At 66.5% G+C, this 24,893-nt stretch carries 19 protein-coding genes; 14 read left to right on the top strand and 5 right to left on the bottom strand.

Annotated elements, in window-relative coordinates; all coding sequences use genetic code 11:
* Positions 1–640: transposase (locus AB0I79_RS61060; RefSeq protein ID WP_357895174.1), on the top strand; the 640-nt coding region annotated here is incomplete at its 5' end.
* Positions 641–969: 329 nt separating this feature from the next.
* On the opposite strand, the gene AB0I79_RS61055 is transcribed toward AB0I79_RS61060, so the two are convergent.
* Both AB0I79_RS61055 and AB0I79_RS61050 read right to left on the bottom strand, forming a co-directional pair.
* Complete coding sequence (locus AB0I79_RS61055; RefSeq protein ID WP_357895172.1) at positions 970–3,390, bottom strand: tetratricopeptide repeat protein; 2,421 nt, start codon at positions 3,388–3,390, stop codon at positions 970–972.
* 4 nt (positions 3,391–3,394) lie between these two features.
* The gene (locus AB0I79_RS61050; RefSeq protein WP_357895180.1) at positions 3,395–3,763 is read right to left on the bottom strand and encodes a tyrosine-type recombinase/integrase; all 369 of its coding nucleotides are present in this window, start codon (positions 3,761–3,763) and stop codon (positions 3,395–3,397) included.
* A gap of 495 nt (positions 3,764–4,258) precedes the next feature.
* Here AB0I79_RS61050 and AB0I79_RS61045 point away from each other — a divergent pair, with 495 nt between their 5' ends.
* Positions 4,259–6,919 carry a family 78 glycoside hydrolase catalytic domain gene (locus AB0I79_RS61045; RefSeq protein ID WP_357895169.1) on the top strand — a complete coding sequence of 887 codons (2,661 nt, stop codon included), beginning with the start codon at positions 4,259–4,261 and terminating at the stop codon, positions 6,917–6,919.
* A 2-nt stretch (positions 6,920–6,921) separates the two neighbouring features.
* Positions 6,922–7,578 carry a TetR/AcrR family transcriptional regulator gene (locus AB0I79_RS61040; RefSeq protein ID WP_357895166.1) on the top strand — a complete coding sequence of 219 codons (657 nt, stop codon included), beginning with the start codon at positions 6,922–6,924 and terminating at the stop codon, positions 7,576–7,578.
* A gap of 102 nt (positions 7,579–7,680) precedes the next feature.
* Here AB0I79_RS61040 and AB0I79_RS61035 read toward each other — a convergent pair whose 3' ends face one another.
* Positions 7,681–8,676, bottom strand: coding sequence for a LacI family DNA-binding transcriptional regulator (locus AB0I79_RS61035; protein ID WP_357895163.1), 996 nt, complete (start codon positions 8,674–8,676; stop codon positions 7,681–7,683).
* 268 nt (positions 8,677–8,944) lie between these two features.
* Between AB0I79_RS61035 and AB0I79_RS61030 the strand changes: the two genes are divergently transcribed.
* From AB0I79_RS61030 to AB0I79_RS61000, 7 genes are all read left to right on the top strand, one after another.
* Complete coding sequence (locus tag AB0I79_RS61030) at positions 8,945–11,407, top strand: glycoside hydrolase family 2 TIM barrel-domain containing protein (protein WP_357895161.1); 2,463 nt, start codon at positions 8,945–8,947, stop codon at positions 11,405–11,407.
* Positions 11,408–11,474: 67 nt separating this feature from the next.
* On the top strand, positions 11,475–12,959 hold the full coding sequence (locus AB0I79_RS61025) for an MFS transporter (RefSeq protein WP_357895158.1): 1,485 nt from the start codon (positions 11,475–11,477) through the stop codon (positions 12,957–12,959).
* Positions 12,960–13,012: 53 nt separating this feature from the next.
* Entirely contained in the window at positions 13,013–15,436 is a 2,424-nt protein-coding gene (locus tag AB0I79_RS61020) for a glycoside hydrolase family 3 N-terminal domain-containing protein (RefSeq protein WP_357895155.1), read from the top strand.
* Between the two features lie 300 nt (positions 15,437–15,736).
* The gene (locus AB0I79_RS61015) at positions 15,737–16,747 is read left to right on the top strand and encodes an alpha/beta hydrolase (protein WP_357895152.1); all 1,011 of its coding nucleotides are present in this window, start codon (positions 15,737–15,739) and stop codon (positions 16,745–16,747) included.
* Positions 16,748–16,901: 154 nt separating this feature from the next.
* Positions 16,902–17,921 carry an SDR family NAD(P)-dependent oxidoreductase gene (locus AB0I79_RS61010; protein WP_357895149.1) on the top strand — a complete coding sequence of 340 codons (1,020 nt, stop codon included), beginning with the start codon at positions 16,902–16,904 and terminating at the stop codon, positions 17,919–17,921.
* 30 nt (positions 17,922–17,951) lie between these two features.
* A complete protein-coding gene (locus AB0I79_RS61005) occupies positions 17,952–18,728 on the top strand; it encodes an SDR family NAD(P)-dependent oxidoreductase (protein WP_357895146.1) in 777 nt (258 codons plus the stop codon).
* Between the two features lie 532 nt (positions 18,729–19,260).
* A complete protein-coding gene (locus tag AB0I79_RS61000; RefSeq protein ID WP_357895143.1) occupies positions 19,261–19,758 on the top strand; it encodes a transposase in 498 nt (165 codons plus the stop codon).
* Positions 19,759–20,246: 488 nt separating this feature from the next.
* Here the strand turns inward: AB0I79_RS61000 and AB0I79_RS60995 are convergent, their stop codons facing one another.
* Positions 20,247–20,627: a MerR family transcriptional regulator gene (locus AB0I79_RS60995; protein ID WP_357895177.1), complete on the bottom strand. Its 381-nt coding sequence runs from the start codon at positions 20,625–20,627 to the stop codon at positions 20,247–20,249.
* A gap of 46 nt (positions 20,628–20,673) precedes the next feature.
* Here AB0I79_RS60995 and AB0I79_RS60990 point away from each other — a divergent pair, with 46 nt between their 5' ends.
* Together AB0I79_RS60990 and AB0I79_RS60985 are read left to right on the top strand one after the other, a co-directional pair.
* The gene (locus AB0I79_RS60990) at positions 20,674–21,249 is read left to right on the top strand and encodes a GNAT family N-acetyltransferase (RefSeq protein WP_357895141.1); all 576 of its coding nucleotides are present in this window, start codon (positions 20,674–20,676) and stop codon (positions 21,247–21,249) included.
* Positions 21,250–21,596: 347 nt separating this feature from the next.
* Positions 21,597–22,034 carry a hypothetical protein gene (locus tag AB0I79_RS60985; RefSeq protein ID WP_357895138.1) on the top strand — a complete coding sequence of 146 codons (438 nt, stop codon included), beginning with the start codon at positions 21,597–21,599 and terminating at the stop codon, positions 22,032–22,034.
* A gap of 75 nt (positions 22,035–22,109) precedes the next feature.
* On the opposite strand, the gene AB0I79_RS60980 is transcribed toward AB0I79_RS60985, so the two are convergent.
* The gene (locus AB0I79_RS60980) at positions 22,110–22,808 is read right to left on the bottom strand and encodes an ISAs1 family transposase (RefSeq protein ID WP_357895135.1); all 699 of its coding nucleotides are present in this window, start codon (positions 22,806–22,808) and stop codon (positions 22,110–22,112) included.
* Between the two features lie 175 nt (positions 22,809–22,983).
* On the opposite strand from AB0I79_RS60980, the gene AB0I79_RS60975 reads away from it, so the two are divergent.
* Positions 22,984–24,210, top strand: coding sequence for an MFS transporter (locus AB0I79_RS60975; protein WP_357895133.1), 1,227 nt, complete (start codon positions 22,984–22,986; stop codon positions 24,208–24,210).
* A 430-nt stretch (positions 24,211–24,640) separates the two neighbouring features.
* Positions 24,641–24,893 (top strand): hypothetical protein (locus tag AB0I79_RS60970; protein ID WP_357895130.1); only part of this gene is annotated, 253 nt, incomplete at its 3' end.

Here is a 24,893-nt window from a genome sequence, read left to right as displayed (position 1 = left end):
CGACATCAACCTCGTCCATCTGGCCTACGTCCGTGCCGGCACCGGGCATGCGCTGATCGGCTCGCGGCAGTGGATCCCCGCCGAGCAGATCAGCGACCCGGTCAAGACCATCACCACCGGCCTGCCGCTGGAACTGACCTTCGCCACCAAAGGCGAGTTGGCCATCGACCTGCTCGCTGACGCCTACGCCGACGGGGCGCGCCTGGAATTCGTCGCCGGCGATGAGGTCTACGGCGCCTGCCCCGGCTTGCGCGCCTTCCTGGAAAAACGCGGCCAGGCCTACGTGCTGCGCGTGCGCGCCACCTTCGCCCTCATCCTCGGCGGCGGCACCTGCCTGACCTGCGAACAGGCGCGTGGCCAATCCAGCGCGGGAGAAACTCAGGGCCATGGCGGCATACGTTGTGCGATTGGTGGGGGATCGGGCTGGATCGCCGCGTCCGTTGGTCGAAGAAGCCATCGCAGCGTTGAGGACGCAGAGCGATGCGGCTCGACAGGTGAGAACGCGACTGAAAGATGCCGAACGCGATCTCCTCGCTCAGGCCTCAGCCGTGCACGCCTCCGGACCCGTGGAGCCGGGTTCGCCGGCTCATCGGTTCGTGACCGAGAGCCGCGCGGTCAGGGTCATGATCGCGGCTTTTAATCCGTAGGTTCCGGGTTCGAGCCCCGGGCGCCCTACCACTCCGACCTGGGGTTTCCCGCGATCCTGTAGTCGAGTCGTCTGATCGTGAGTCACGGTGGGACACATGTGAGTCACGTACCAGGGCGAGCGTTGTTGACCTTGCGTGCGGTCTTGCGAGCCGCTTTGAGGACCAGCCGGGCGGTGGCCCGGGCGCTGTCGTGATAAGCTGCGGCAGCACCGACGTGTACGTGTCGGCGGTGAGCACGGATGCTGGCATGTCCGAGCAGGCCCTGCACCACCCGCAGATCCGCTCCTGCCGCCAGGGCCAACGTCGCGGCTCCAGGGCGCACTCAGGCCGAGGTGTCGGAGCGCGCCCAAGCAAGGCTGTCGCGTGCTTCGAGGGTGTCCGGGTGGTCCGAACCGAGCAGCCGGGATCTGGCCCTGACCACGTGCTCCAAAAGGACTCTGGCCTCGGCGAACTCGCCGAGCCGCAGGAGAGTGATCGCCAGGTTGTTCTCCGTGGAGAGCGTCTCGGGATGGGTCTTCCCCAAGCGTCTCCTGCACACCTCAAGGGTCCTGCGGTACTCGGCTTCGGCCTCGGGGAAGCGTTCGGTGGTAAGAAGTAGGAAGGCCAGGTTTCCCCACGTGTAGATGGTGGACGGATGCTCTGCACCGTAATTATTGCGCCGTATTTCAAGGACACTTCTGTACTCGGCCTCGGCTTTCGCTGATTTCCCCTGTTCCAGCCAGGCCCGCGCCAATGAATGGCGTGAACTGAGAATATTCTGATGTTCCTCCCCGAAAGTCTTCCGCAGTTCGCCGAGAATCGAGATGTGCTCCGCTTCGGCCTCGTCCACCCGCCCCTGCAGCCGCCAAACCACCGCGCGGTTGTGCCGCAGCGTCAGAACCATCAGCCGACTATCCGGCCTGCTCACGGCGGAAGAGTCGAGCAGTCTCCGGTAAAGCTCCGCCGCCTCGTCGATCTGGCCCAGGTCCTTGAGGGTCAGGGCCAGGCCGTTGATTGATTCAACCGCCTCGGATTCGATGTCGGCGCCGTCGCCGCCTCTCAGGATCTCCTGGAAGAGCGCGGACGCCTCCTTCCACTTTCCGGCCGCATGAAGAGTCGCGGCCAGGTCGTTGCGGATGTTCCGGGCCTCGATCTTCGTGTTCTCCCGGTTGCGGTCGCAGGCCGAGAGGGCTTGCCGCAATTGGGATTCCGCGGCTTTGAGTTTTCCCTGGAGTAGGAGGTTGGAGCCGATCGCCGCCATCGTCGCCAGACATGACGGATGATCCGGGCCCAAGGCGTCTTGTAGCTTTCTGAGAGTTCCTTTCAGCTCGCGTTCGGCCCTCCGGTGGTCACCGTTATGGCCAAGGGCGGTCGCCCATTCGTACCGTGTCGCCAGTGTCAGCGGGTGTTCCGGGCCCAGATGCTTTTCGCGGATGTTCAGGATGTCCCTGAAGATGGCCACTGCCTCGCCGTGGTTGCCCTGGAGTCTGAGCGTCGCGGCGAGGTTGCCCCGCCCCACCAGGACGGTCGGGTGGTGCGGAACGAGTTGCGTTCCCTGGAAGTCTAGGATGCTCCGGAACTCTTTCTCCGCACGTTTGACGTTTGTGCTACGTGAGCGGACTAGACAGGTCGCAAGCGCGTGTCTGATCTCCAGGGTGTCGGGATGCCTGGGCCCGAGAACCTCTTCCGCGCCACTGAGCAGCACCCGCAATCCGGCCTCGGCCGATACGTCGTCGCCTGCTACCTGCATGGTCAGTGCGAGGTTCAGGCGGGTCTTGAGGGTCGACGGATGCTTCTCTCCGAGAACCCTCGTCTCGGCTTCGAGTACGTGGCGGAACTCCGTTTCCGCCTCGGCCAGCTGCTGCTTATTCCGGAGGATGACCGCCAGCTCGTGCCTGCTGGCCAGCGTGTCGGGATTCGACTCTCCCACGAGCCTCGTGAACAGATCGAGAATGGCGCGGATCTCGTGCTCCGCCTCGTCGTATCTGCCCAGAGCCGTCAGCGACAGCGCCCGATCATGCCGGCTCAGGAGGGTGTAATGAGCGTCTTCCCCGAAGACGGCGGTTTCGACCGAGATGACCTCGTCGAATTCGGCGACGGCTTCGGAGTGCTCTCCCCGTCGGGCCATCACCGCGGCCGCCTCGTAACGGCAGGCCAGCGTCCGCGGATCACGTTCTCCGAAGGACGTCGCGTTCTTCTCTGTCAGGACCCGGAAACCCTCGTCGGCGCCGAGCAGGTCGCCGGAATCACGCAGAATCAGGATGGACTGGTAGTGGACACCTCGGAGCGCTTCCTCGGGTTCGCCGTGGGCCACCGCCTTGTCGACCACCGACCGGCCGAACTCGTTCGCGGCGGCGTAGTCACCTCGCGACCGAAGGTAGCTGATGGCCGACTCCGCAGTGACCAGGAGATCCTTCGAGGCTCCGGGGGCCGACCAGCTCTGCTCATGGTCGATGATGCTTCGCCAGTGGGAGACGACCTCGTCCCATTCTCTCCAGAGCGCGGGATCCCTGCCGTGCGACGGCGTGCACTGCAGGAGGAGGTCACGCGCGGTGTTCCAGACGTCTCTCTGGTCAGGTGACCGGTGCTTCAGCGAGGCGAGCGTCACCTCCGCGACCAGCCGGTGCACCAGAAATCGCGGGTCGGCGGCGTGCTCGGCGACGGCCAGCAGCCCGAACCTCTTCAGGCCGTACACAGCGTCACGGATCTGATCGCCTTCGGCCTCGCCGGGGCGGTGAGCCGTGATCGCGTCGGGATCCGCCACATGGCTAGGGAGGAGGACTCCGGGTGCATAGCACGACAGGACCTGGAGCACCCACGACGCGGACATGACGCCACGCCGCCGGAGCAGGTCCAAGGACAGTTCCCAGGTTCTGCCGATCGTGTGTCGCGCGCGTTCCTCGCTCGAACGCAGGTCTCCAGCCGATTCGGGTTCGTGGACGTCGAGGAACAGCGGAGAGCACGACCTTCAGATCAACCCCAGCGGCCAGCATCAGCGACGCCGCACCATGGCGCAGATCATGAAGCCGCACCGGCGGTAGCCCCACCTGGAAGGCCAACTGGTAGAAGTGGTCGCTGACCTGCTGCGGATGTAGCGGCCGGCCGATCCCATCAGTGAAGACGAACCCGCTGCCCATCGGCACCGGGTAACTCCACCTCCGCACCTCCGCGCCCGAGTGTGGACCGGTCGAAATCTCGATCAGCGCGGCATGGGTTCGACGGCCTTGCCCCCCAGACCGGACCTCCCCCAACAGGTCGCGGTGAGTTTGTCCGGAGCGATCGAAGGCCAATCCGACCGCTTGTGGAGGCATCGGCCTTGCCGTAACCTCTTTACGTGGCGTAAATACTTCTTTATGCTACGTAAATCACTCTTTACGAAGACGTAAGCCCCCAACTCCTTACGGAACGCAAGCAGTTTCTTGCGGATCGTAAGGAACTCTCATGGAGAGACACTTACATGAGCGCGTTGGCTCCCGTCCGTCCATGGCGGACCGCTCTTCTCGCCGGCAGGGCATCTCGGCAGATCGAAGAGGGGCCGGTGGTCGTCGAAGCGACGGTCAGCCGTCCTCAGCCGTCGGCGAATGCCTGATCACCCTTCAACCGGCAGTCCCTTCAACGGAGGAATCCATTCGATGTCGTCCATCGCACCCTTCATCAACCTGCGCACATCAGGCCTCGGCTACCAACTGCTCGCCGACAGTGTCCCTGAGCTGTCCTGGGAATTCGCGACCGGCGGGGAAGCTCCGGACCGGGCCGTCGTGGAGGTCTACCAGGCGGGGGCAAGCGTGCCGATGTGGCAGGGCACCTGGCGGGTAGGGACGCAGCCCGCCGTACGGTACGCAGGTCCGCCGCTGGAAAGGTCCGCGGCGTACACGTGGCGAGTGGGGGCGACTGTTCGTGACGCCCAGGTCTGGAGCGCGGCCGCGAGCTTCGAAACGCATCCGGGTCCGCTGCACGAGCTCGCCGAGTGGATCGGGCTGCAGGTAACCGAGCCCGCGGACGCGCCGACACCGGTGCAGTACCTGCGTCGCACGTTCCATCTCGAGGCCGCGCCTGTCCGCGCTCGCCTCTACGCCAGTGCCCGCGGTTGGTATGGCTTGGCCGTCAACGGAGGCGACGTGACGGGAGTGCGCATCACCCCGCGCTTCACCGCGTACGATCAGCGGCTCGAGTACGAGGGGTACGACGTCACCGATGAACTGGTTGCTGGTTCCAACACGCTCGGGATCGAACTCGCGGAAGGCCGCTACAGAGGCCGGAACGGCGCGTTTGGGCAGCGGAATACTTACGGGCAGCAGATCGCCGCGATCGCGTATCTGCTGATCGAATTCGAGTCCGGGCGTCGCGAGATCATCACGACGGATGCGGCTTGGGAGGGTGGATACGGTCCACGCCGGTTCGCTGACCCGCAGGAGGGAGTGACCATCGACGCCCGGATCTCCGGGGCGCAGTTCACCGCCGGGAACGCGCTGGCAGATGCTCGACCGGTCGAGGTGTTCCCCCGTGGGGCCGAGCGGGTGGAGGCAGCGCGGAGTGGGCCAGTCGTCGTGGCCGACGTGCTCGAGCCGGCCCGGACCACCACCATCGGCGACCGGATTGTGGTCGATTTCGGGCAGAACTTGGTCGGTGTCGCACGACTGACGGTCGCCGGGCCTGCGGGGACGACGCTGGCGGTGCATCACAGTGAGTTGGTCGACGAGACCGGGCGAATTCGGACGGACTACCTGCTAGGAGACGGAGTTCTTCCCGCCGTACCGGCCATTGACCGGTATGTCCTGGCAGGGGGAGGCAGCGAAATCTTTGAGCCGCGATACACGATACGGGGCTTTCGGTACATCGAGATCGAAGGCGCCGTGCAGGTCGATCTCGAGCGCATCGAGGCCCTGGTTCTCCAGGCAGACCTCCGGTATGACGGGGAGTTCAGCAGTTCCCACTTCGGGCTGAACCGGCTGCACGACAACATCGTGTGGAGCATGCGGGGAAACTTCACCGACGTCCCCACTGACTGCCCCACTCGGGAACGGTCCGGCTGGACCGGCGACGCGCAGGTGTTTGCTCCCGCCGCAACGTATCTCGCCGACGTCAGCCTCTTCCTTCGAGACTGGCTGCGTGACGTGGTGCTGCAGCAGGGCGAGGACGGCGCCCTCGGCGACGTCGCACCGCGCGATTCGCGTCCGTTGCCTGAACTCTCGCAGTTTGCCGGGCTGATGGACGGGAAGGGTTCCGCGGGCTGGGCGGACGCGATCACCATGGTGCCGTGGACCCTGTACCAGCGCTATGGGTGCACCGATGTGCTCGCGGAGAACTGGGACGCGATGGTTGCGTGGGTGCAGTTCTGCCTCCGCCGGGCCGCGGACCGCCACCCCTCCCGGACGGGTGACCCGTCGCCCCATGAGCGATACGTCGTCGACACCGGCTTCCACTGGGGTGAATGGCTGGAACCCGGCAATGAGTTCGATGGCCCTGAAGCGGTGCAGATGATCCTCAATCTGGCCAACAATCCCGATGCCGAGGTTGCGACGGCGTACTTTGCGCACTCGGCCAGGCTCGTAGCCGAAGCAGCGGCTGTTCTCGGCAAGGCACAGAGCGCGCTCGAGTACTCCGAGTTGCACGAGCGGATCCGGGCCGCGTACCAGGCCGAGTTCCTCGACCCTGACGGGATGCCGAGGACTTTGACACAGGCGAAACTCGTCCGGCCCCTCACCTTCGGCCTGATTCCGGAACACGCCAGACAGCGCGTCGCGGACCGACTCGCCGACCTTGTCGTGGCCGACGGCACGCGACTGGCGACCGGATTTCTGTCCACCGGATATCTCCTGCCCGCCCTGTCGGTCTGGGGATACGACGACCTCGCGCTCGACCTGCTGCTGCAGGAAGAGCGGCCGTCCTGGCTCGGGCAGGTCGCGCAGGGCGCCACGACCATACTCGAGTCCTGGAACGGGACGGGCTCGCAGAACCACTACGCGCTCGGCGCGGTGGCCCGGTGGATGTACGAGAACCTGGCCGGCCTGAGAGCAGTCGCTCCCGGGTGGCAGCAGATCGAGATCCGCCCGATGCTCACCCACCGTCTCGAGCACGTCTCCGCGCGAACCATGACACCGTACGGGCTCCTGTCCAGCGCCTGGCAGCGCAGCGAAACGGGATGGGAAGTGGAGGTGACGGTCCCGGCCGGTGTCGAAGCCCGCATCGCCGTTCATGGTGCCAACGTGCTCGAGGACGGGGCGCGGATCGCGGCACTTCCCTGCGGGACCTCGGCCTGGCGAGTGCGATCGGCTCGGGTCGATACACTTTGACCATGCCGACCACACCGCTCGCCAACGAGTCGTGGGAGCGGTTCCGTGATGCCCAGCGAGCCGGGATCGCGGCAGCGATCATCGAACTCGTCAACGAACAAGACAGCGTCATCACGATCGCGCAGATCGCCGACCGTGCCGGCGTGAGCCGGCCCACGTTCTACAAGTATTTCCCGACCCTCGGTGCGGCGATGCTTCACGTGCATCGCCACGTCATCGACACGATCGCGACGTACGGCCAGCAAGGCCCTGCTGAAGATGATCTCGACGGGCTGACACAGTTTCTCCAGCGGATGAGCGCCCTCGCCTCTCTCGCCAAGGCTCGGCCGGACCTCATCCGGTTCACCAGCTACTTCGACTTCACCTTCCGCCGCCATGGGCTGACCGACGACGAACATCGTGCCCTCCACGAGCTGGAGGTCTTCCTCATGGAGATCGCCCGCGAGCCATTCAGGAAAGGCCAGCAGGACGGCTCGATCCGTCCCGAACTGGACATTCCCCACATGGTCGAGGTGATCGGTGCGAGCATCCTCGGTCTTGCGCAACGAGCCCTGGTGACCGCCGACGGCCCCTCAGCCCGCGAAAAGGACATCGAGCGGCACTTCACCACGGCGCTCGACGCCTGGCGCGCCTATCTGACGCCACAGAACGTAACCTGAGCGAGCGGTGACGGACGAGTCCGCCCGCTCGTTCGTTGCCGCGGAACTCACCTGCTCGGGGGCCGCTCCCGGAGGAGCGGCAACCACCCATCCCATGCCGGCTCAGGACGTCTCGCCGGGAACGAGGGTGATGAACGACTCCGGTTGGATTCTTTGCCCGGTCTCGTCCTGGCCGGGCTCGAGCGCGGCGACGAGGAGGCGGACCAGCGCCGGCAGGTCGACCGCGATGGTGGTGAGGCGCGGAGTGATGAGCTGCCCCACATCTGTGTTGTCAACTCCGACGACCGCCACCTGATCCGGTACAGACAGTCCGAACGACCTGGCGGCCGACAGTACGGCCGCCGCGACTTCGTCGTTGTAGCAGCAGACGCCCAGCGGGCCCTCAGGCTTCTCGAACACCGGGCGCAGGGCCTCACGGGCTCCCTCCCGGTTCAGCGGCACACGGACCCTCGCCGGGTCCCGCGCTCCCCGGGAGGCGGCCTCCTCGGCCGCGCCCGTTGCCCGGTCGGGTCCGTAAAGATCGAGGCGAGTGTCGGCGAGCAGCGCGTACACGAGTCGTCGCTTCGGTTCACGCAACAGTTCACGTGCCTGGAGGCGCCCGATGGAAATCTCGATCCCGGCTGGGTCCTGGGAGGAGTCGAGGGAGGGAATCACCCGGATTCCCGCTGCCTCGATCCGCTCGAGATCGGCTGCTGTGAACACGCGAAAATTGACGACGGTGGCGGGGCGCATGTCGAGGATCGCGGCGAGTGTCGAGGCAGGGTCGCTCCCCGCATAACGAACGAAGACGCTCATCCCGAACCTGGCGGACTCGCTGGCGATCTGCTCTACGGTGTCCTGAAGTTGCCTGCCGAACGTGATGTTCGGGACGGCGACGACGATGAGGTCGGTGACTCCCGTCTTGAGGGCGCGACCGGCTCGGGACGGACGGTAGTTGAGGCGCTCTGCTGCGGCGGTGACGCGGTTGCGTGTCTCTTCGTTGAATCGGTCGCCGTGGCCGTTGAGGACCTGGCTGACCGTGGAGCGGGACAGCCCTGCGAGGTCGGCCACGTCCCAGCTGGTCACCCGGCTGGAATTCTGCTTTTTCTGCGTCCTCACTCGCGGAGTTTCCCACACTCCACGCGCCATTGACACGTAACAACGGCTTCACTACGTTTTAACACGTGTCAATGGCCGGCCGGCCGGCCGGCCGGTCTGCTGCTGATGGGGTGAGCGTCTCGTCTACGGGCCTGGCGACGTGGGCGGCGATCACCATCGACGGCACCTCCCCGAGATGCGTCGCGATCGCCGACGTCCTCAACCGAATCCGATCCTCGTGGACGGCCACTCCCGTGCCCGACCAGCAACTCACCACAAGGAGCAGCAGATGACCAGATCCTCGTTCAACACCGGATGGAAGGTGCGACCCAAGACGAGCCCGTTCGCCGTACTCCAAGGCGGTGGAGACGAGGGCACCTCCGTCACTCTGCCCCACGACGCGATCATCAATCTGCCCCGCAGTGCCGACGCGGCAGGGACCGGATACACGGGTTACTTCCCCGGCGGTGCCTTCGAGTACGTCAAGACGATCGACGTCCCCGAGGAGTGGAGCGGCAAGCGGGTATCGGTCGAGTTCCAGGGCGTGTACCGGGACGCGATGGTCTACGTGAACGGGACCTTCGCCGGCCAACGGCCGAACGGCTACACACCGTTCCGGGTCGCACTCGACCCGTTCCTGCGCTACGGGGAGCCGAACACCATCCGCGTCGACGCCCGTGCCCACGAGGACTCCCGCTGGTACTCCGGCGCGGGAATCCACCGGGACGTGGTGCTCGAGATCACCGACCTCGTGCACGTCGCGTATCCCGGCGTGCGCATCACCACTCCCGACATCGACGAGGAGCGCGCTGTCGTCGCCGTCGTCACGCCCGTCACGAACGAGAGCACCGCCACGACCACAGTCCGCGTCCGCACCGAGCTGCATGGACCCGATGGGACAGTCGTCGCTCAGGACTCGGCCCCTGTGACCCTCCGGGCCGGCGGTTCCGCCGTGGTCCGCCAGCGTCTCTACGTGGCGGCACCCGCGCTGTGGAGCGTCGACTCGCCGCAGCTCTACACCGCTCAGACCGTTCTCGAGGCCTCCGATCGCGTGCTCGAAGAGACGACGACCAGCTTCGGCATCCGCTCGCTCCGGCTCGACCCGATCCACGGTCTGCGCATCAACGGGGAGACGGTCAAGCTGCGCGGTGCCTGCATCCACCACGACAACGGGCCGCTGGGCGCCGCCGCGATCGGCCGTGCCGAGGAGCGGCGCGTCGAGCTGCTCAAGGAGGCCGGGTTCAACGCGATCCGCAGCGCCCACAATCCGATCAGCCCGGCGATGCTCGACGCCTGCGATCGGCTCGGCATGCTGGTCATGGACGAGACCTCGGACGTCTGGACCGAGGGAAAGACCTCATTCGACTACTCCCTCGCCTTCCCGGAGTGGTGGGAGCGCGACCTCGAGGCACTCGTCACGAAGGACTTCAACCACCCGAGCGTCATCTTCTACTCGATCGGCAACGAGATCTTCGAAACCGGAGACGCCCTCGGCTCGGAGTGGGGCCGCGCGCTGGCCGAGAAGGTGCGGTCGCTCGACGACACCCGGCTCGTGACAAATGGCATCAACCCGTTCGTTTCCCTCCTCAGCGACGTCGTGAAGGAGATGCGTGCGCACGCCGCCGGCGCTGGCGCCGACACGGAGGGCGGAGTGAACGCCTTGATGAACATGGCGGGGTTCATTGACCAACTGAGCACCACCACAATGGCGTCCGAGCGAACTGAGGCGTCCTTCTCCGTGCTGGATGTGGCAGGCCTCAACTACAGCGACGCTCGCTACGAGCTCGACCGTGAGCAGTTCCCGAATCGAGTGATCGTGGGCACCGAGACCTACCCGCCACGGATCGCGCACAACTGGCGTCTCGTCCTCGACAACGCTCACGTGCTCGGCGACTTCACCTGGACGGGCTGGGACTACCTCGGCGAGGTCGGTATCGGCCGAACCCAGTACGCCGAGGAACCAGCGTTCTGGCCGCCGTATCCGTGGATCTCCGCCCGCGTCGGCGACCTTGACATCACCGGCCACCGGCGTCCGATCTCCTACTACCGCCAGATCGTGTTCGGGCTCCGTACCGATCCGTACATCGCCGTGCTGCCTCCCCAGAACTACGGCAGACCCGTCCTGCCCGGCCAGTGGGCATGGAGCGACTCCATCGCGAGCTGGAGCTGGGACGCCGAGACCGGCGCCCCGGTCACCGTCGAGGTGTACAGCGACGGTGACGAAGTCGAGCTGTTGCTCAACGGGCGGACGGTCGGACGCACGGCGCCGGGGCGCTCCAAGCCATTCGTCGCCGAGTTCGACATCGCTTACGAGCCCGGAAAGCTGGAGGCGATCGCCTACCGCGACGGCGCCGAGTTGGGACGGACCTCGCTGCAGTCGGCCGAGGGACCGGTGCACCTCACCGTCACCCCGGACCGGACGGAAATCCGCGCCGACGACAGCGACCTGAGCTTCATCGCCATTGAGCTGCGCGACGGGAACGGGAACCTGGCGAGTGCGAGCGACGTGCTCGTCGGTGTCTCCGTCGACGGGGCCGGCGTCCTGCACGCGCTCGGGAGTGCCCGTCCCGACACGGAGGAACGCTTCGATTCCGGCGAACACACCACCTTCGACGGCCGGGCCCTGGCCGTCGTCCGGCCGACGGGCGCCGGGCCCATCACCGTCTCGGTCTCCGCGGACGGCTTCGAGCCAGTGACCGCTTCGCTGAAGGCTGCCGCAATCACGGACGCGACGACTCCCGTGCCCGCATGAGAGCCGACCAGCGTACGTACGGAACGACAGTGTCATGTCCGGCATTCACAACGGAGGAGTTGTCGGAATGCAATCAACCAACCCGCGCAAACGCCGCTCGCAGCCTGTCCTGGCCCCCGAACCCGGGGCCGAGCCGTTAACCCTGCCGATCGAGCAGTCAGCGGACCCCACTCAGATCTCGCCCCGCTATCAGCCGAAGACCCCGGCCTTCCGGCGCTACGTGAGCACGTACGCACTCGCCAGCCTCGCCATCTCGCTGATGATCGGCGCGCTCGCGACCGTTCTGCTTCCCCTGCACGTCCAGTCGCTGGAATTCGCCCGCATCTTCGGAGCGGACAGCGGAGTCGACCTCACTGCGCTCAACAACCTGAGCAACGAAGTGGCCGCTGGCGCTGTTGCGCCCACCGCTGAGCAGCAGCACCAGCTTGGGCTGCTGGCCCAGTTCAACGCCTCCAGAGCCTCGAGCCTGTCTCTCGTGAACTCCGCCGGCGTCGTGCTGGTGATGATTCTGCAGCCGATCATCGGCACGCTCTCCGACCGTACTCGGTCGCGGTGGGGCCGCCGAGCGCCCTACGTCGCCGGCGGGGCGGTGGCAGGGGCCGCGTTGATCACCCTCATGCCGGTCGTGCCCAGCATCGCGGTACTCGTGATCGTCTGGTCGCTCATCCAGGTCGCTGCGAATCTCAGCGGGGGCCCGCTCAGCGCAACCGTCGCAGACCGCGTCCCAGAGGAGCGGCTCGGCACCGTTTCGGCGGTGGCCGGCCTCGCGACCTACGCCGCAGCCATCATCGGCGCCTACATCGCCGGCAACCTGTTCGGCGCGATCGGGCTCGCGAGCTATTATCCGTTCGCGATCGCGCTGGCCCTTCTCACGATTCCGTTCCTGCTGATCGCTCGCGACCGCTCGTCGCGCACGATGGCACGCGAACCCATTCGCTTCAGCACGATCTTCGCATCCTTCGTCGTGGCCCTCCGGGATCGTGACTACCGCTTGGCGTGGATCTCGAAGGTCCTGTTCTGGTTCGGCGTCGGCATCAGCAGCACCTACGGCATCTACATGTTGCAGAGCTACATCTCACCTGCCCTCAGCGCCGCAGAGGCTGCGCAGACCACTCCTCTGATGATGGTCGCGGCACTCCCCGCGACGCTGTTGGCCATGGCCGCCGCCGGTCGCCTCTCGGACCGGTTCCAAAGGCGCAAGCCATTCGTTGTCGCAGCGGCATTGATCCTGGCGGTCAGTTCTCTGGTGCCGTGGGTGTGGCCCACCCTTCCCGCGATGTTCATCCAGGCGGTCCTCGGCGGACTAGGGCTCGGCGCCTTCCTCGTCGTCGACCAGGCGTTCTTCATCGACCTGCTCCCCGACCAGAATTCCGCCGCGCGCGATCTCGGTATGTCAGCCATGGCACAGAGCATCGGCCAGGCCCTGGCACCGATCATCGCCGGGGTCGTCGTCACGCTCGCCGCGGGCGCCTACGGGCCGGTATGGCCGGTCGGAGCTGTCCTCGTGGCGTTCTCCGCACTGGCCATCCTGCCGATTCGACGCGCTCGCTGACTCTTCGCTCTTCCCACCCTGGCCCCGCCGAGCCACTCACCAAGGAGAACCGCATGCGGAAATCGCCACTGGAGCGCGCCGACGAGCTGCTTGCGCAGATGACGCTCACCGAGAAGGCACGACAAGTCGTATCGATCATGCCTACCTCGCTGATGGGCGTGAACGGCTTGGATGCCGCCGCTGCCGAGCGGCACCTGGCTGATGGGATCGGCCACATCCCCGCCACCTTTGGGTCCGACCCGCAGCAGATCGCGGGCAATGTCAATGAGATTCAGCGTTATCTCGTCGAGCGGACCAGGCTCGGCATTCCGGCCATCATGCACGCCGAAGCGCTCAACGGATTCCTCGCGGCCGGCTACACCTCGTTTCCCACCGCCATCGGTCTGGCGGCGACCTGGGACCCCCAGCGCGTCGAGGCCATGGCCGAGGTCATCCGCCGGCAGATGCGATCGGTCGGGGTGCCGCAGGCACTGTCGCCGGTCATGGACATCGCCCGCGACGCCCGCTGGGGACGAGTGCACGAGACCTACGGCGAGGAGGTCTACCTCGTCAGCGCGTTCAGCGTCGCCTTCGTGCGTGGCCTCCAGGGCGAAGACCTCACCAGTGGCGTCCTCGCGACAGGGAAGCACTTCCTCGGGTACGCGCTCACCGAGGCGGGGCAGAACATGGCTGCGACGCACCTGGGTCCCCGCGAGCTGTACGACGTGTACGCGACCCCGTTCGAGGCGGCGATCAAGGTCGCTGGTCTCGGCAGCGTGATGAACACCTATTCCGAGATCGACGGTGTCCCCGTGGGCGCGAGCCGGGCGGTACTCACCGACCTTCTCCGCGGCCGGATGGGTTTCACCGGCAGCGTGGTCTCCGATTACAGCACCGTCGAGTGGCTGCACACCCGGCAGGGCGTCGCATCTTCCCTCGCTGAGGCGGGCGAGCTGGCGCTCGTCGCCGGCCTCGACGTCGAGCTGCCCACCACTTCCGGTTACAAGACCCTCGAGGATTCCATCCGCGAAGGGCGCATCGAGGAGGCCGTCCTCGACGACGCGGTGCGCCGTGTGCTCGTCGACAAGTTCAAGCTGGGGTTGTTCGAGAACCCGTATGCCAGTACCGATCCCATCACGTTGAGCGCCGCTCAGAGCGAGGGGGCGGCCCTCTCCCGGAAGCTGGCCGATGAGTCGGTGACGCTGCTGAAGAACGACGGACGACTGCCTCTGGCGAAGTCGGGCCGCATCGCTGTGATCGGCCCGCACGCCGACTCCGCCATGGTCAACTTCGCGGCGTACACCTACCCGGCCTCGCTCGACCTGATGAAGGGCCTGGCCACCGGTGAGTCCCGCATGGCCGGACTCGAGAGCATGATGGAGCCCTCGTCGCCGGAAGCCGCTGACGCGGGCGATGCGCAGTCGGCGCCACTCATGGAGATCAACAGCGAGGACGTCGCCCGGCACGTGTACGGCACGCACACGCTCACCGAAGCCATTCGAGCAGCAGCGCCGGGCGCCATCGTCGAGTCGGTCGAGGGCGTCGGCATCCACCCGGACGACCCGCAGAACCTGGACGCGGCAGTCGCTCTGGCGCAGGAAGCGGATGTGGTCGTCCTCGCCATCGGCGGCAAAGCCGGCTGGTTCGGGACGCGTATCACGGAAGGCGAGGGAACGGACGCGGCCCGGGTCGAGCTGCCGGACCACCAGGTCGCGCTGGTCAACGCTGTGAGTGCCACGGAGACACCGCTCGTTGCAGTGCTCTACCAGGGACGGCCGCTTGCGCTCACCGAGGTCGAACCGAAGCTCGGCGCCATCGTGACGGGCTACTACCCGGGGCCGAACGGCAGCGACGCCCTCGCCGCCGTGCTCTTTGGCGACACGAACCCGTCCGGCAAGCTCCCGTACAGCATGCCCAGGGCCACCGGACAGTTGCCGCTGTACGTCTCGCAGAAACGCGGCAGTGGATTCCGCCGCAGCGCGGGCGACATGTTCCGCGGCTACATCGACCTGGACCCCACTCCACTGTTCCCGTTCGGTCACGGCCTCTCCTATACGGCCTTCGAGTACGGGGCGCTGCAGCTCGCGGCCGACGAGGTGCCCGCCGAGGGGAGCTCCATCGCGGCGTCCGTCGAGCTCCGCAACATCGGAGACCGCGACGGAACCGAGGTCGTCCAGCTGTACGCCTCCCAGAACGCCACCGGCGTGACGCGGCCTGCTCAGCAGCTGATCGGATTCGCGCGGGTCGCACTTGCGGCGGGTGAGAGCGCGACAGTTCACTTCACGGTTCCGACCAGCCAACTCGGATACAGCGGTGTCGACGGTCGCTTCATCCTCGAGCCGGGCGCTGTGGCACTTGCGGCCGGGGGGAGCTCTGACGAGACACCTGCGCGGGGCACCGTCAGGCTCACCGGCAACGTGGTCGAACTCGAAGGCCGCCGCACCTACCTCAGCACGGCAGAGGTGTTGGTGCATCAGCCGTCAGCGGCCTCGCGCTAGCCCGTCCTGTTGAAGGGGGATCAGCGGCAGACGTGGACGAAGGAGCGCGCACGCTCGCACGCAACGGTGCCCGGCTACTCCTCACCGAGATCCTTGCCGATGCCGCCGCTGACGTCGCCCGCCACGACGCGCGGCTGATCATGCCGACCCTCGCACGTACTCGCCGCCGGCAACGGCGACGGCACCTTCACGATCGACCTCACCGGCATGCAGAGGCCGAGCGCGTCCCGACACCCACACGCCGGCACTGTAACGGCCTCCCACATGGCAAGAACGATCCGAGAATGCTGAGGAGCAATCATGACCGACATCGACCGGCAGTCTTCTGATGAACTGGCGCCCGTAAGGCGCAGTCACCCTCCAGTTCCGCGCAGCGTCAGCGAGCAAGCGCAGAGAATGCTGTCTGTACCTGCCGCAGCGGAGGCGTCACCGTACCCCGATCTCCAGGACACGGCAGCGTGGGCGGCGTTCGTGGAGATGTTGGACACCGTAGTCCGGCCTCTCTGCGAGGCAGCGCTACCACCGGCGGAGAGCTTCGAAGTCAGCGCCCAAGAGATCAACGGCGTCGCGAACTTCGCGATACACCCCGCTCACCTTCCCCAAGCCAACGACACGCCGCTCTTCATCGATATCCACGGCGGTGCGCTCTACCTGGGAGGCGGAGAGCTGGCGTGGATGGCAGGGGCGGCTCACGCCGTCGGCCGGAACGGGATCACATGGGCACCCGACTATCGCATGCCGCCGCTGCATCCGTTCCCGGCTGCGCTCGATGACCTGATGGCCGTCTACCGGGCGGCGATCGAGGCCGTCGGTCCCCATCGCGTTGTCGTCAGTGGCGGCTCCGCCGGCGGAAACCTCGCCGCAGCGCTCCTGGTCCGGGCAAAGGATGAAGGACTCCCCATGCCGGCCGCCCTCGTGCTGCTCACGCCCGAAGTGGATCTCACCGAGTCCGGCGACAGTTTCGTCACGAACAACGGGATCGACAATGTGCTGGGCTCACTCAAGACGGTCAACCTTCTGTACGCCGCAGGGGAAGATCTCACCCACCCCTACATATCTCCCTTGTTCGCCGATCTGAGCGGTTTCCCGCCCACCTTCCTGCAGAGCGGCACTCGAGACCTGTTCCTCTCCAACACCGTGCGAATGCACCGAAAACTGCTGCACGCAGGTGTGACAGCGGAGCTTCACGTGTTCGAGGCCATGCCGCACGGCGGATTCGGTGGAGCCACCCCAGAGGACGACGAACTTCGTGCGGCTGCCCGCCGATTTGAGTCCGTCCAACTCGCGCGAGCGGCCTCGCAGCCGAACTGAGCGGCGAAAGCGCATCTCTCCGCGCACGAGCCTCTGGTGGCCACAACAGCCAGGCGGAGACCGGGTCCTGACGGAGCAGATGGGACGTAAGGCAGGACAACAGTCACGGAAGGTCGGCCCAAGGTTGGGCGCGCAATCGGAAGGACCGTATGCAATGAGTGATGAACTGCGCTTCGATGGACGGATTGCCCTAGTGACCGGGGCGGGAATCGGCATCGGTGCGGCGCACGCGCGATACCTCGCCGGCCGTGGCGCAGCGGTGGTGGTCAATGAGCTTCCGTCCAACCTGCACCGCGCGCAGGCAGTACGCGACGACATCCGCGCGGACGGCGGCGTGGCGATCGCCGTCGGAGGCAGAATCGGCGACGACGATGATGCGCGAGCCCTCGTCGCGACGACGATCGAGGAGTTCGGGCGAATCGACATCGTGATCCATAACGCGGGCGTTCCCGCCGGCCGTGTCATGGATGGGTCCGAGCTCGTCCCCTACGCTCCCGCGGCGGGGCTGGACCTCTATTTCGACATCAACGTCCGCGGATCGCTGCAGCTCAACCGAGCGGCGTGGCCCCACATGGTCAAGCAGAAGTACGGCCGCATCCTGTTCACCTCATCAGCCGTCGGAACGGGCTTCTGGTACGGGCCGACGGGTTACGAACTTGATTACGCGGTCTCGAAGCTCGCCGTCTTCGCCGCTGCCCGACAGGTCGCAGCGGCCGGCGCAGAGCACGGAATCATCGCCAACACCCTCATGCCGTGGGCGTTCAGCGAGACGGTGGCCGCAAGCGGGGGCGGCGCGGAGACGGATCTCATCACCTTCATGAGGAACACGCTGCAGCCGGAGAAGGTCGCCGTCGCGATCGCGCCCCTGCTCCACGAGGATGCGCCGACGAGCGGCGAAGCATTCACCGTCGGCGGCGGACGAATCGCTCGCGTCTTCCTCGCCGGCACCCGCGGGTACTTCAACCCGGACCTGACCAGCGAGGACGTCCTGGCGAACTGGGACCAGATCATGGGGTCCACCGACGCCTCAGGAGCACTGATGGACGTCTTCGAACAGAGCCAGCCCCGCGAGGAGCGGCTCTTCCTCAAGGCTCTCGAACTCGGACACATCCCCGACCTCAAGTGGATCGCCGAGCAGCCGGTGAAAGAGCCCACGCGGTCGGCCGCCCGCTGAGCACTCCTCGAACAACTCCGAAAGGAACCCATGCCGTACACACACTCTGAGTCCCTCGCCGGCAAGGTCGTCATCGTCACAGGGAGCGGCCGCGGCATCGGCCGTGGAATCGCCCGCACCCTCGCACGCAACGGTGCTCGGCTGCTGCTCACGGACATCCTCGCCGACGCCGTCGCCGACGCCCGAGACGAGCTGACCTCTCACGGCACCGAGGTGCAGAGCGTCGCCGCCGACCTGCGAGACCCCGATGCGGCTGACACCGTCGTCGGCGCCGCCCTCGAGCACTTCGGCGGCCTGGACGGCCTCGTCAACAACGCCATGGCGATCAAGCCGCCCTCGCCCTTCGCCTCGCAGACGGCTGACGACTTCGACCTGGCCTCCACCACCGGCCCTCGTGCGACGTTCCTGCTCATGAAGGCCGCGTACCCGCACCTTGTCACCGCAGGCGGTGGCTCGATCGTCAATTTCGGGTCCGGAGCAGGCTCCGCGGGCGAGGCCGGCTTCGCCGCCTATGGCGCGGCGAAGGAATCGATCCGAGGCCTGTCCCGAGTCGCGGCACTGGAATGGGGCCCCGACAACATCCGCGTGAACGTCGTGTTGCCCTTCGCCAAGACCGAGGGCGTGCAGAGCTGGGAGCAGACCGATCCCACCTCGTTCCGAGCGGCCGTGGACGCCGTGCCGCTCAAGCGGATCGGCGACGCCGAGAAGGATGTCGGCGCCCTCGTGTCCTTCCTGCTAAGCGATGACTCGACCTATCTCACCGCTCAGTCCATCCATGTCGCCGGTGGCTCCGGGGTATACCGGTGACCGGCGCGACGCTGCTGCCGATGCTGGTGACGGCACCGACGTCGCTGACCATCTCCGAGGGGGTGGGCACGTGACCGTGTGCGGTGGGTAGCTGGACGGTCGAGGAGGCGGAGCGGTTACCTGATCGGATCATGCCTGGGTTCGGCGGCGTGCAGTTGTTGCTGCCGCTGGAGTCGTCGTCATGGGAGCATGCGAAAACCGTGGTGATCGCTCGAAGGAACGATCACCACGGTAGCCCTCGTTAACGACCAGTACCAGATCATCTAGCCGTTGCGCGGTCCGGCCACTGTCCGCCTGCGGCGACATCTCAGATGGCGGCTGGTGGGGCCATCCTTACTGAAGCGCAACGGGGTCTACGACACGGTCACCATTGACAGCATCGGCGCGTGGGAACGCAAGCACCTGTCCCGCTTCGCTTCCATCGAAGCAGTGCCTCCACCAAAGCCGGGGCGATTCAATCTGGTGGAGTTGGCCCGGTTTGGTGGACACCTGATCTCTGGGGAACCCTGGTCCCCGGAAGAAGGAGTCTGCTGTGCCGAACAACTATCCGCCGGAGTTTCGCCGGCAGATGGTGGAACTGGTGCGCGCGGAACGGACACCGGAGGAACTGGCCAAGGCGTTCCAGCCCTCCGCGCAGTCGATCTGTACCTGGGTGCGCCAGGCCGACCTCGATGACGGCCGTCGCCAAGACGGCCTGAGCAGCGCCGAGAAGGATGAGCTGGCCCGGTTGCGGCGGGAGAACAAGATTCTCCGCGAGGAGAAGGAGATCTTGTGTAAGGCCGAAGCCTGCAAGGACGTCATGCCCACTCCATTTCTGCGGAACAAAGCCGACAAGAACTGGTCCATGGCGGACAAACGCAAGTACGCCACGTGCATGCGCACGTTCCCCGTCCCCGACACAAGCGGCGATTTCAAACTCGACGACGACGACGCCAACACACCGCAGTTCAAGAAGGCCGAGGAGACCTGCAAGCAGTACCAGCCGCAGAGCATCCCGAGCATGACCCCTACCAAGGCCGGCGGCAGTTGAGCGTGATCCCCCGGACGGTCACACTGGTGGCCGAAGGTGTCTTGCACCGAAGTCTCGCGATTGACCGACCGTCGCGTTCTCCACGCCTGGATGGGCCGGCGAACAATACCCGCGACTGGAACGGACCGTCGTCGCGTCCGAGTTGCCGTGGACAATGTACGGCCCGACGCGTCGGCGAGTTCCACAGCAGCGAACTTCCACCTTCTCAGCTCATGAAGGCCATGCTCTCGCAGCTCCACGCCATGACCTGCCCGAAGACGGTCATTGTTGAGCTTCTTGGGCCGGGCGTGTCGGGAGCCCGGCGATGCACCCTGCGGGATGGCTGGAAGCTCGGCCTGGCTGACCCGGCCTTCGCCTCAACCCCCTGGTGCACTGGAACGGAATCCGGCGTTGACCACTGCCAGGAAGGTCGACTGGATCAGCTACACGACCAGCGGGAACCGCGTTAACGCCGGATTCCGTTGCCAATCCCAGTAATAAAACTGTCTTCAGCCGAGTGGCGGGTGCTGCTCCTCGGGCAGGCACGTACCGGTCCACAACGGGTCTCCGCGCTCACCGGCGAGGTGTTCCTCGTACATCGTCACCTTGTGTGAGACCAGGTCGAGGCAGCGGTGCAACTCCTGGATCTGGTCGGTGATGCGTTCGCGGTGACGGCGTAGGAGGGAGTGTCGTGCTCGCACCGTCTGGGTTCCTTCGCGGACCAGCGCCGCGTACTCCCGGATCGCAGGCAGTGTCATCCCGGAGGCCCGGAGCCTGGTGCACAGGTGGAGCCACTGCAGATCGCTTTCGCTGTAGACCCGCTGCCCGCCGACCCGGCGCACCGGAGTGGCGAAGAATCGCCGCGTCGTTGTCGGAGACGTCGTCCGCAGTAATCCGTTTGTGTATCACCACAGCCCGCTGTCAGTATGAGGGCCCATGCGTCACCCTCTTGACACGCTGGACTGGCCGATTTCCACCGAGCGGCTGCTGTTGCGCCGGGCTGCCCCCGACGACCTGAACGCGACCTGGGCCTACCGGCAGCTGCCGGAGACTCACGAATGGGTCGCGGCCGCCACAGAGACCTACGACGACTACCGTGAGCGTTTCCTCCGCGAGGAGCGGCTCGCAGACCTGCTCGTCGTCGAACTGGACGGCCGGGTGATCGGCGACCTGACACTGAAGATCCAGGACGGTTGGGCCCAGGAAGAGGTCGCTGAGCAGGCGGAAAGCGTCCAAGGAGAGCTCGGGTGGACGCTCGATCCCTCCTACGGCGGCAAGGGCTACGCCACCGAAGCGGTACGCGCCCTCATCGACATCTCCTTCAGGAGTCTTGGCCTGCGCCGCCTGCACGCGGACTGCTTCTACGACAACGAATCCTCGTGGCGGCTGATGGAGCGGGTCGGGATGCGCCGCGAACAGCACACGGTGAGAGACTCGCTCCACCGCACCAAGGGATGGCTCGACGGTCTCTCATACGCGCTGCTGGCCGAGGAATGGCCCGCTCACGAGTGATTACGGCGGAGCCGCTCGGGAGCCCGCGCCGGGACGAAGATCACGCTGTCACTCATACACGCGGCCGCTCTCCTGCCGGCGCTGCGGCTGGAACCCAAGGACACTCCCACACCTTGAGGTGGTCATCGGTGACGAGGGCTGGGCCGTGGCGATCCAGGGACAGGAACCAGCGACCCGTCTGGCAGCTCAGCCGAGCAGCACCCGGAAAAGTTCTGACGACGTCGAGGTTCCTCCGGCCCGGCGGCTGCGCCTGCGGCTTTTGGCAGTGGCCCGGCGGCGGAAGCTGCGACTGGTACGACAGAGACAAATCGACGCTGGAGTCCCAGCGATGGCAGGTCATCGTACATATGGAGACGGTCACCAGGGACATCTGCCACGCAGTAGCGATGATGGACGGCGGTCGATCCCCCGAAGAGCGGCAGCGTCAGCGGGACGAGCTTCGTCGGGAATGGGACGCTGCCATGGTCTACGCTCGGGAGCGCGTCCTCACCCAAGACCGCCTGCAGGTGCTGGCTACAGAGAAGGACGCCTGGCAGCGGGCACGGACCATACGCCAGTACGCCGACGAGCTGACCTCCGTGGTGTCTACGATCACAGACGAGGACCATCGACGGTCACTATCTGACTGGATCGGCTGGATGAAGTCCTCTGCGGACACGATCGACCCGATCAACGAGGCTTCGCGGTTCCCACAGGTCCGAACCGTCGACCCCGACGAGCTTATCCCCACCTCGGCCGAGTCAGTCCCTGCAATCCGCCCAGGGCCAATCGTTCTCATGCGGTGAAACCGAGTAGCTGAAGAGCGTCGGCTGGGTGGCTGCGGTAGTGGTCGATGCCGGCGGCGATGTTGGTTCAGCCGATCAGGCGGCCCAGGCCGTGCGGCGGATCTCGCGGCGGCCGTGCCCTTGCTCGTCGGTGCGGTCGTTCAACACGGCTTCGCGCCAGGGCAGGGCCTTGAGCCGGTGCAGGAGCGTGGGCTGGTTGCCCTTGACGATGAACAGGTAGTGGCCGCCGGCGGCGATGACGTGGCGGGCGTGGTCGTGCTGGGTGTGCAGGGCGTCGGCGGTGACCACCACGCCGGTCAGGTCCAGGCGGGACAGCAGGGGCGCGAACGCGGGGATCTCGTTGCTTTCGGCTTCGACCTGCCGTTGGGCCACGACGATCTGGGGGTTGTGGCAGGTGGCGGCCAGCAGGTGGACGGCGCCGTCGCCGGTGCGGCTGCCGCGCAGGGTTTGCCGTCCACGGCCAGGCCGGACAGCGGGGTCCGCTCTGCGGGCCGGTTGCCAGGGGTGGCGGGCGGGCCGCAGTCGGCGAGTGTGGCCAGATAGGTCGTATCCGGCGATGAATCGGGCGATCTTGACCAGGGAGGTCGCTCCGCCGAGCACAGCGAGCAGGGATAACGCCGGCAGCGGGCCGAGCCGATAGCAGCGTCCCCGGCGGCTGCGCGGGTCCGGGATGGTGTCCAAGATCTCGGCGAGTGCGGGCAGATCGGCCGGTGGGTCGGTGATGGTGACGTGCTCCAGGTGGCGGGTGAGCACGTCGAGCGGGGATGATGGCACGCGGACGCGGCCCCTGTTCTTGATCGACTGGCGTAGACACCCAACGATCTTCAGGCGTCGCGTTTGCCATCTGCCCGCCGGGGTGCCCTCAACCGCCTGGCTTCATCGAGCCCGTGCGTGTCCCCGTCAGAGGAGAACGCTTCTGCCCTGGCCACACACCCCTAGGGTAGATCAGATGCCCCCCGCTTTCCGTCGTTACGTCACCGCCGACGGCTTCAGCCAGTTCGGCACCCAGGTCACGCGCGTGGCCCTCCCGCTGGTCGCGCTGCTGGTGCTCGACGCGGGCCCATTCGAGCTCGGCCTGCTCGGCGCCGCCGAGATGATCGGTTTCCTCCTCTTCGGGCTGCCCGCCGGCGTGTGGGTCGACCGGTTGCGCAGGAAGCCCATCCTGGTGACGGCCGACGTGCTGCGCGCGGTGTCCCTGGTCTCCATCCCGATCGCCGCGCTGTTCGACGCGCTCACGCTGGCGCAGCTCTACGCGGTCGCCGTGATCGTCAGCATCGGCACGGCCTTCTTCGACGTCGCCCACCTGAGCTTCCTGCCCTCCATCGTGACCAAGGAGCAGCTGCCCAAGGGCATCGGGACCCTGGAGTCCGTGCGCAGCCTTGCCAGGCTCTTCGGCCCGGGGCTCGGCGGCTGGCTCGTGCAGGCGCTCACGGCGCCCGTCGCCATCGTGGCCGACGCGGTCAGCTACATGATCTCCGCCACCCTGCTGGCGACCGTCAAGGCCGAGGAGACCCCCTCCGGGGGGCGCGTGAGCCTGATGGAGGGCCTGCGCTACGTGCTCAGCCACCCCATCCTGCGCCTGATCGGCCTCGTCGGCGCCATGAACATGTTCATCAGCGGCATCTGGGCCATCGTCCAGCCGTTGTACCTGGTCGACGAGCTGGGCGTGAGCGCGGCGGGCTACGGCCTGATAATCTCGGGCGCGGGGGCGGGCGGCCTGCTCGGCGCGCTCCTCGCGTCACGCGTGATCGCCCGCTTCGGTCACGGCCCCACGATGTTCGGCGCAACCGTCCTCATGCTGCCGCTCTTCGTGCTCGTCGCCTTCACGGGACCCGGCTGGCGGCTCGCCCTGTACCCGATCGGCATGGCGCTCATCTCCCTGGTCGCGGTCATGCACAACGTCGCCCAGGGCAGTTACCGCCAGGCGATCTGCCCGGAAGCCCTGCGCGGCAGGATGAACGCCAGCCTCCGCTTCCTCATGTGGGGTTCGCTGCCGCTCGGCGGTGTCGTCGGCGGGCTGCTGGGCGAGGTCGTCACCGTTCACCAGCTCCTGTGGATCGCGTGCCTCGGCTCCGTGGCGGCCAACCTGCCCTTCGTGCTAATTCCCGCCGTACGGAAGCTCAAGATCACGGACGACGGCGGCCATGTGGACGCCGAGGAGGACAGCCGCGCGTAGGTCGTCGGGGGTGTCGACGTCGCGCCTGACCGAGTCGATGTCGTCGAGGCACAGCTGTGTCGTGATTCGACGAAGAGCCACCCGCAGGGTGGATCACAGCGCGTAGCCCTCACTGCCATCAACTTGGCGCGAGTCACTGTCACGGACTTGTCGTTCCCACTGTCACGAACCTGGCGCTCAACAGGTGTGTCCCTTCCGTATGAAGTTGTCGGAAGGGACACACGCTGACCTGGGGGACGACATCTGGTTGCGGATGGTTGCGAGTGACGTTGTTCAGGTCTACCTGTCGGCGGGGTCCGATCATGCCGCCCAACACGGCTGGAGAGAGGCCGAAGACAGTCAGAGGACTCAGGGCCATTGCATGACAGCTCCCAGGCGCTATAGTTCGGTTATTCCGGAAATACGGAATAACCGAGAGCTGGGGTGTCCATTGGATCTGCTCGAAGAACGGATCGCGGAGCTTGAGCGCCGGGTCGCCCTCCTGGAGGAGGCGTCCGCCGACCGGCCACCGCCCGCGGACGCCCCGCCGCACCCCATCGCCGACGCGCCGCTCGACCTGCTCGACCTGATCCGCTCCAGAGCCGGAGCACAGGCACGCCCAGGCACGGTCATGTACGGCGGCGCGGTGACCTTCGAGGACCGCCACTACATGTGGGCGATGGAGCACACGGCCGGCGAGGTGG

The sequence above is a fragment of the Nonomuraea sp. NPDC050202 genome (assembly GCF_040656115.1).
Lineage (GTDB): Bacteria > Actinomycetota > Actinomycetes > Streptosporangiales > Streptosporangiaceae > Nonomuraea.
This window is presented reverse-complemented; position numbering and strand designations above follow the sequence as displayed.

Coding starts and splice junctions, on each gene's coding strand:
- AB0I79_RS61030 (WP_357895161.1), top strand. CDS start 8,945: ATGACCAGATCCTCGTTCAACACCGGATGGAAGGTGCGACCCAAGACG.
- AB0I79_RS60990 (WP_357895141.1), top strand. CDS start 20,674: ATGCGTCACCCTCTTGACACGCTGGACTGGCCGATTTCCACCGAGCGG.
- AB0I79_RS61005 (WP_357895146.1), top strand. CDS start 17,952: ATGCCGTACACACACTCTGAGTCCCTCGCCGGCAAGGTCGTCATCGTC.
- AB0I79_RS61045 (WP_357895169.1), top strand. CDS start 4,259: ATGTCGTCCATCGCACCCTTCATCAACCTGCGCACATCAGGCCTCGGC.
- AB0I79_RS61015 (WP_357895152.1), top strand. CDS start 15,737: ATGACCGACATCGACCGGCAGTCTTCTGATGAACTGGCGCCCGTAAGG.
- AB0I79_RS61010 (WP_357895149.1), top strand. CDS start 16,902: ATGAGTGATGAACTGCGCTTCGATGGACGGATTGCCCTAGTGACCGGG.
- AB0I79_RS61025 (WP_357895158.1), top strand. CDS start 11,475: ATGCAATCAACCAACCCGCGCAAACGCCGCTCGCAGCCTGTCCTGGCC.
- AB0I79_RS60975 (WP_357895133.1), top strand. CDS start 22,984: ATGCCCCCCGCTTTCCGTCGTTACGTCACCGCCGACGGCTTCAGCCAG.
- AB0I79_RS60985 (WP_357895138.1), top strand. CDS start 21,597: ATGGAGACGGTCACCAGGGACATCTGCCACGCAGTAGCGATGATGGAC.
- AB0I79_RS61040 (WP_357895166.1), top strand. CDS start 6,922: ATGCCGACCACACCGCTCGCCAACGAGTCGTGGGAGCGGTTCCGTGAT.
- AB0I79_RS61050 (WP_357895180.1), bottom strand. CDS start 3,763: ATGGGCAGCGGGTTCGTCTTCACTGATGGGATCGGCCGGCCGCTACAT.
- AB0I79_RS61020 (WP_357895155.1), top strand. CDS start 13,013: ATGCGGAAATCGCCACTGGAGCGCGCCGACGAGCTGCTTGCGCAGATG.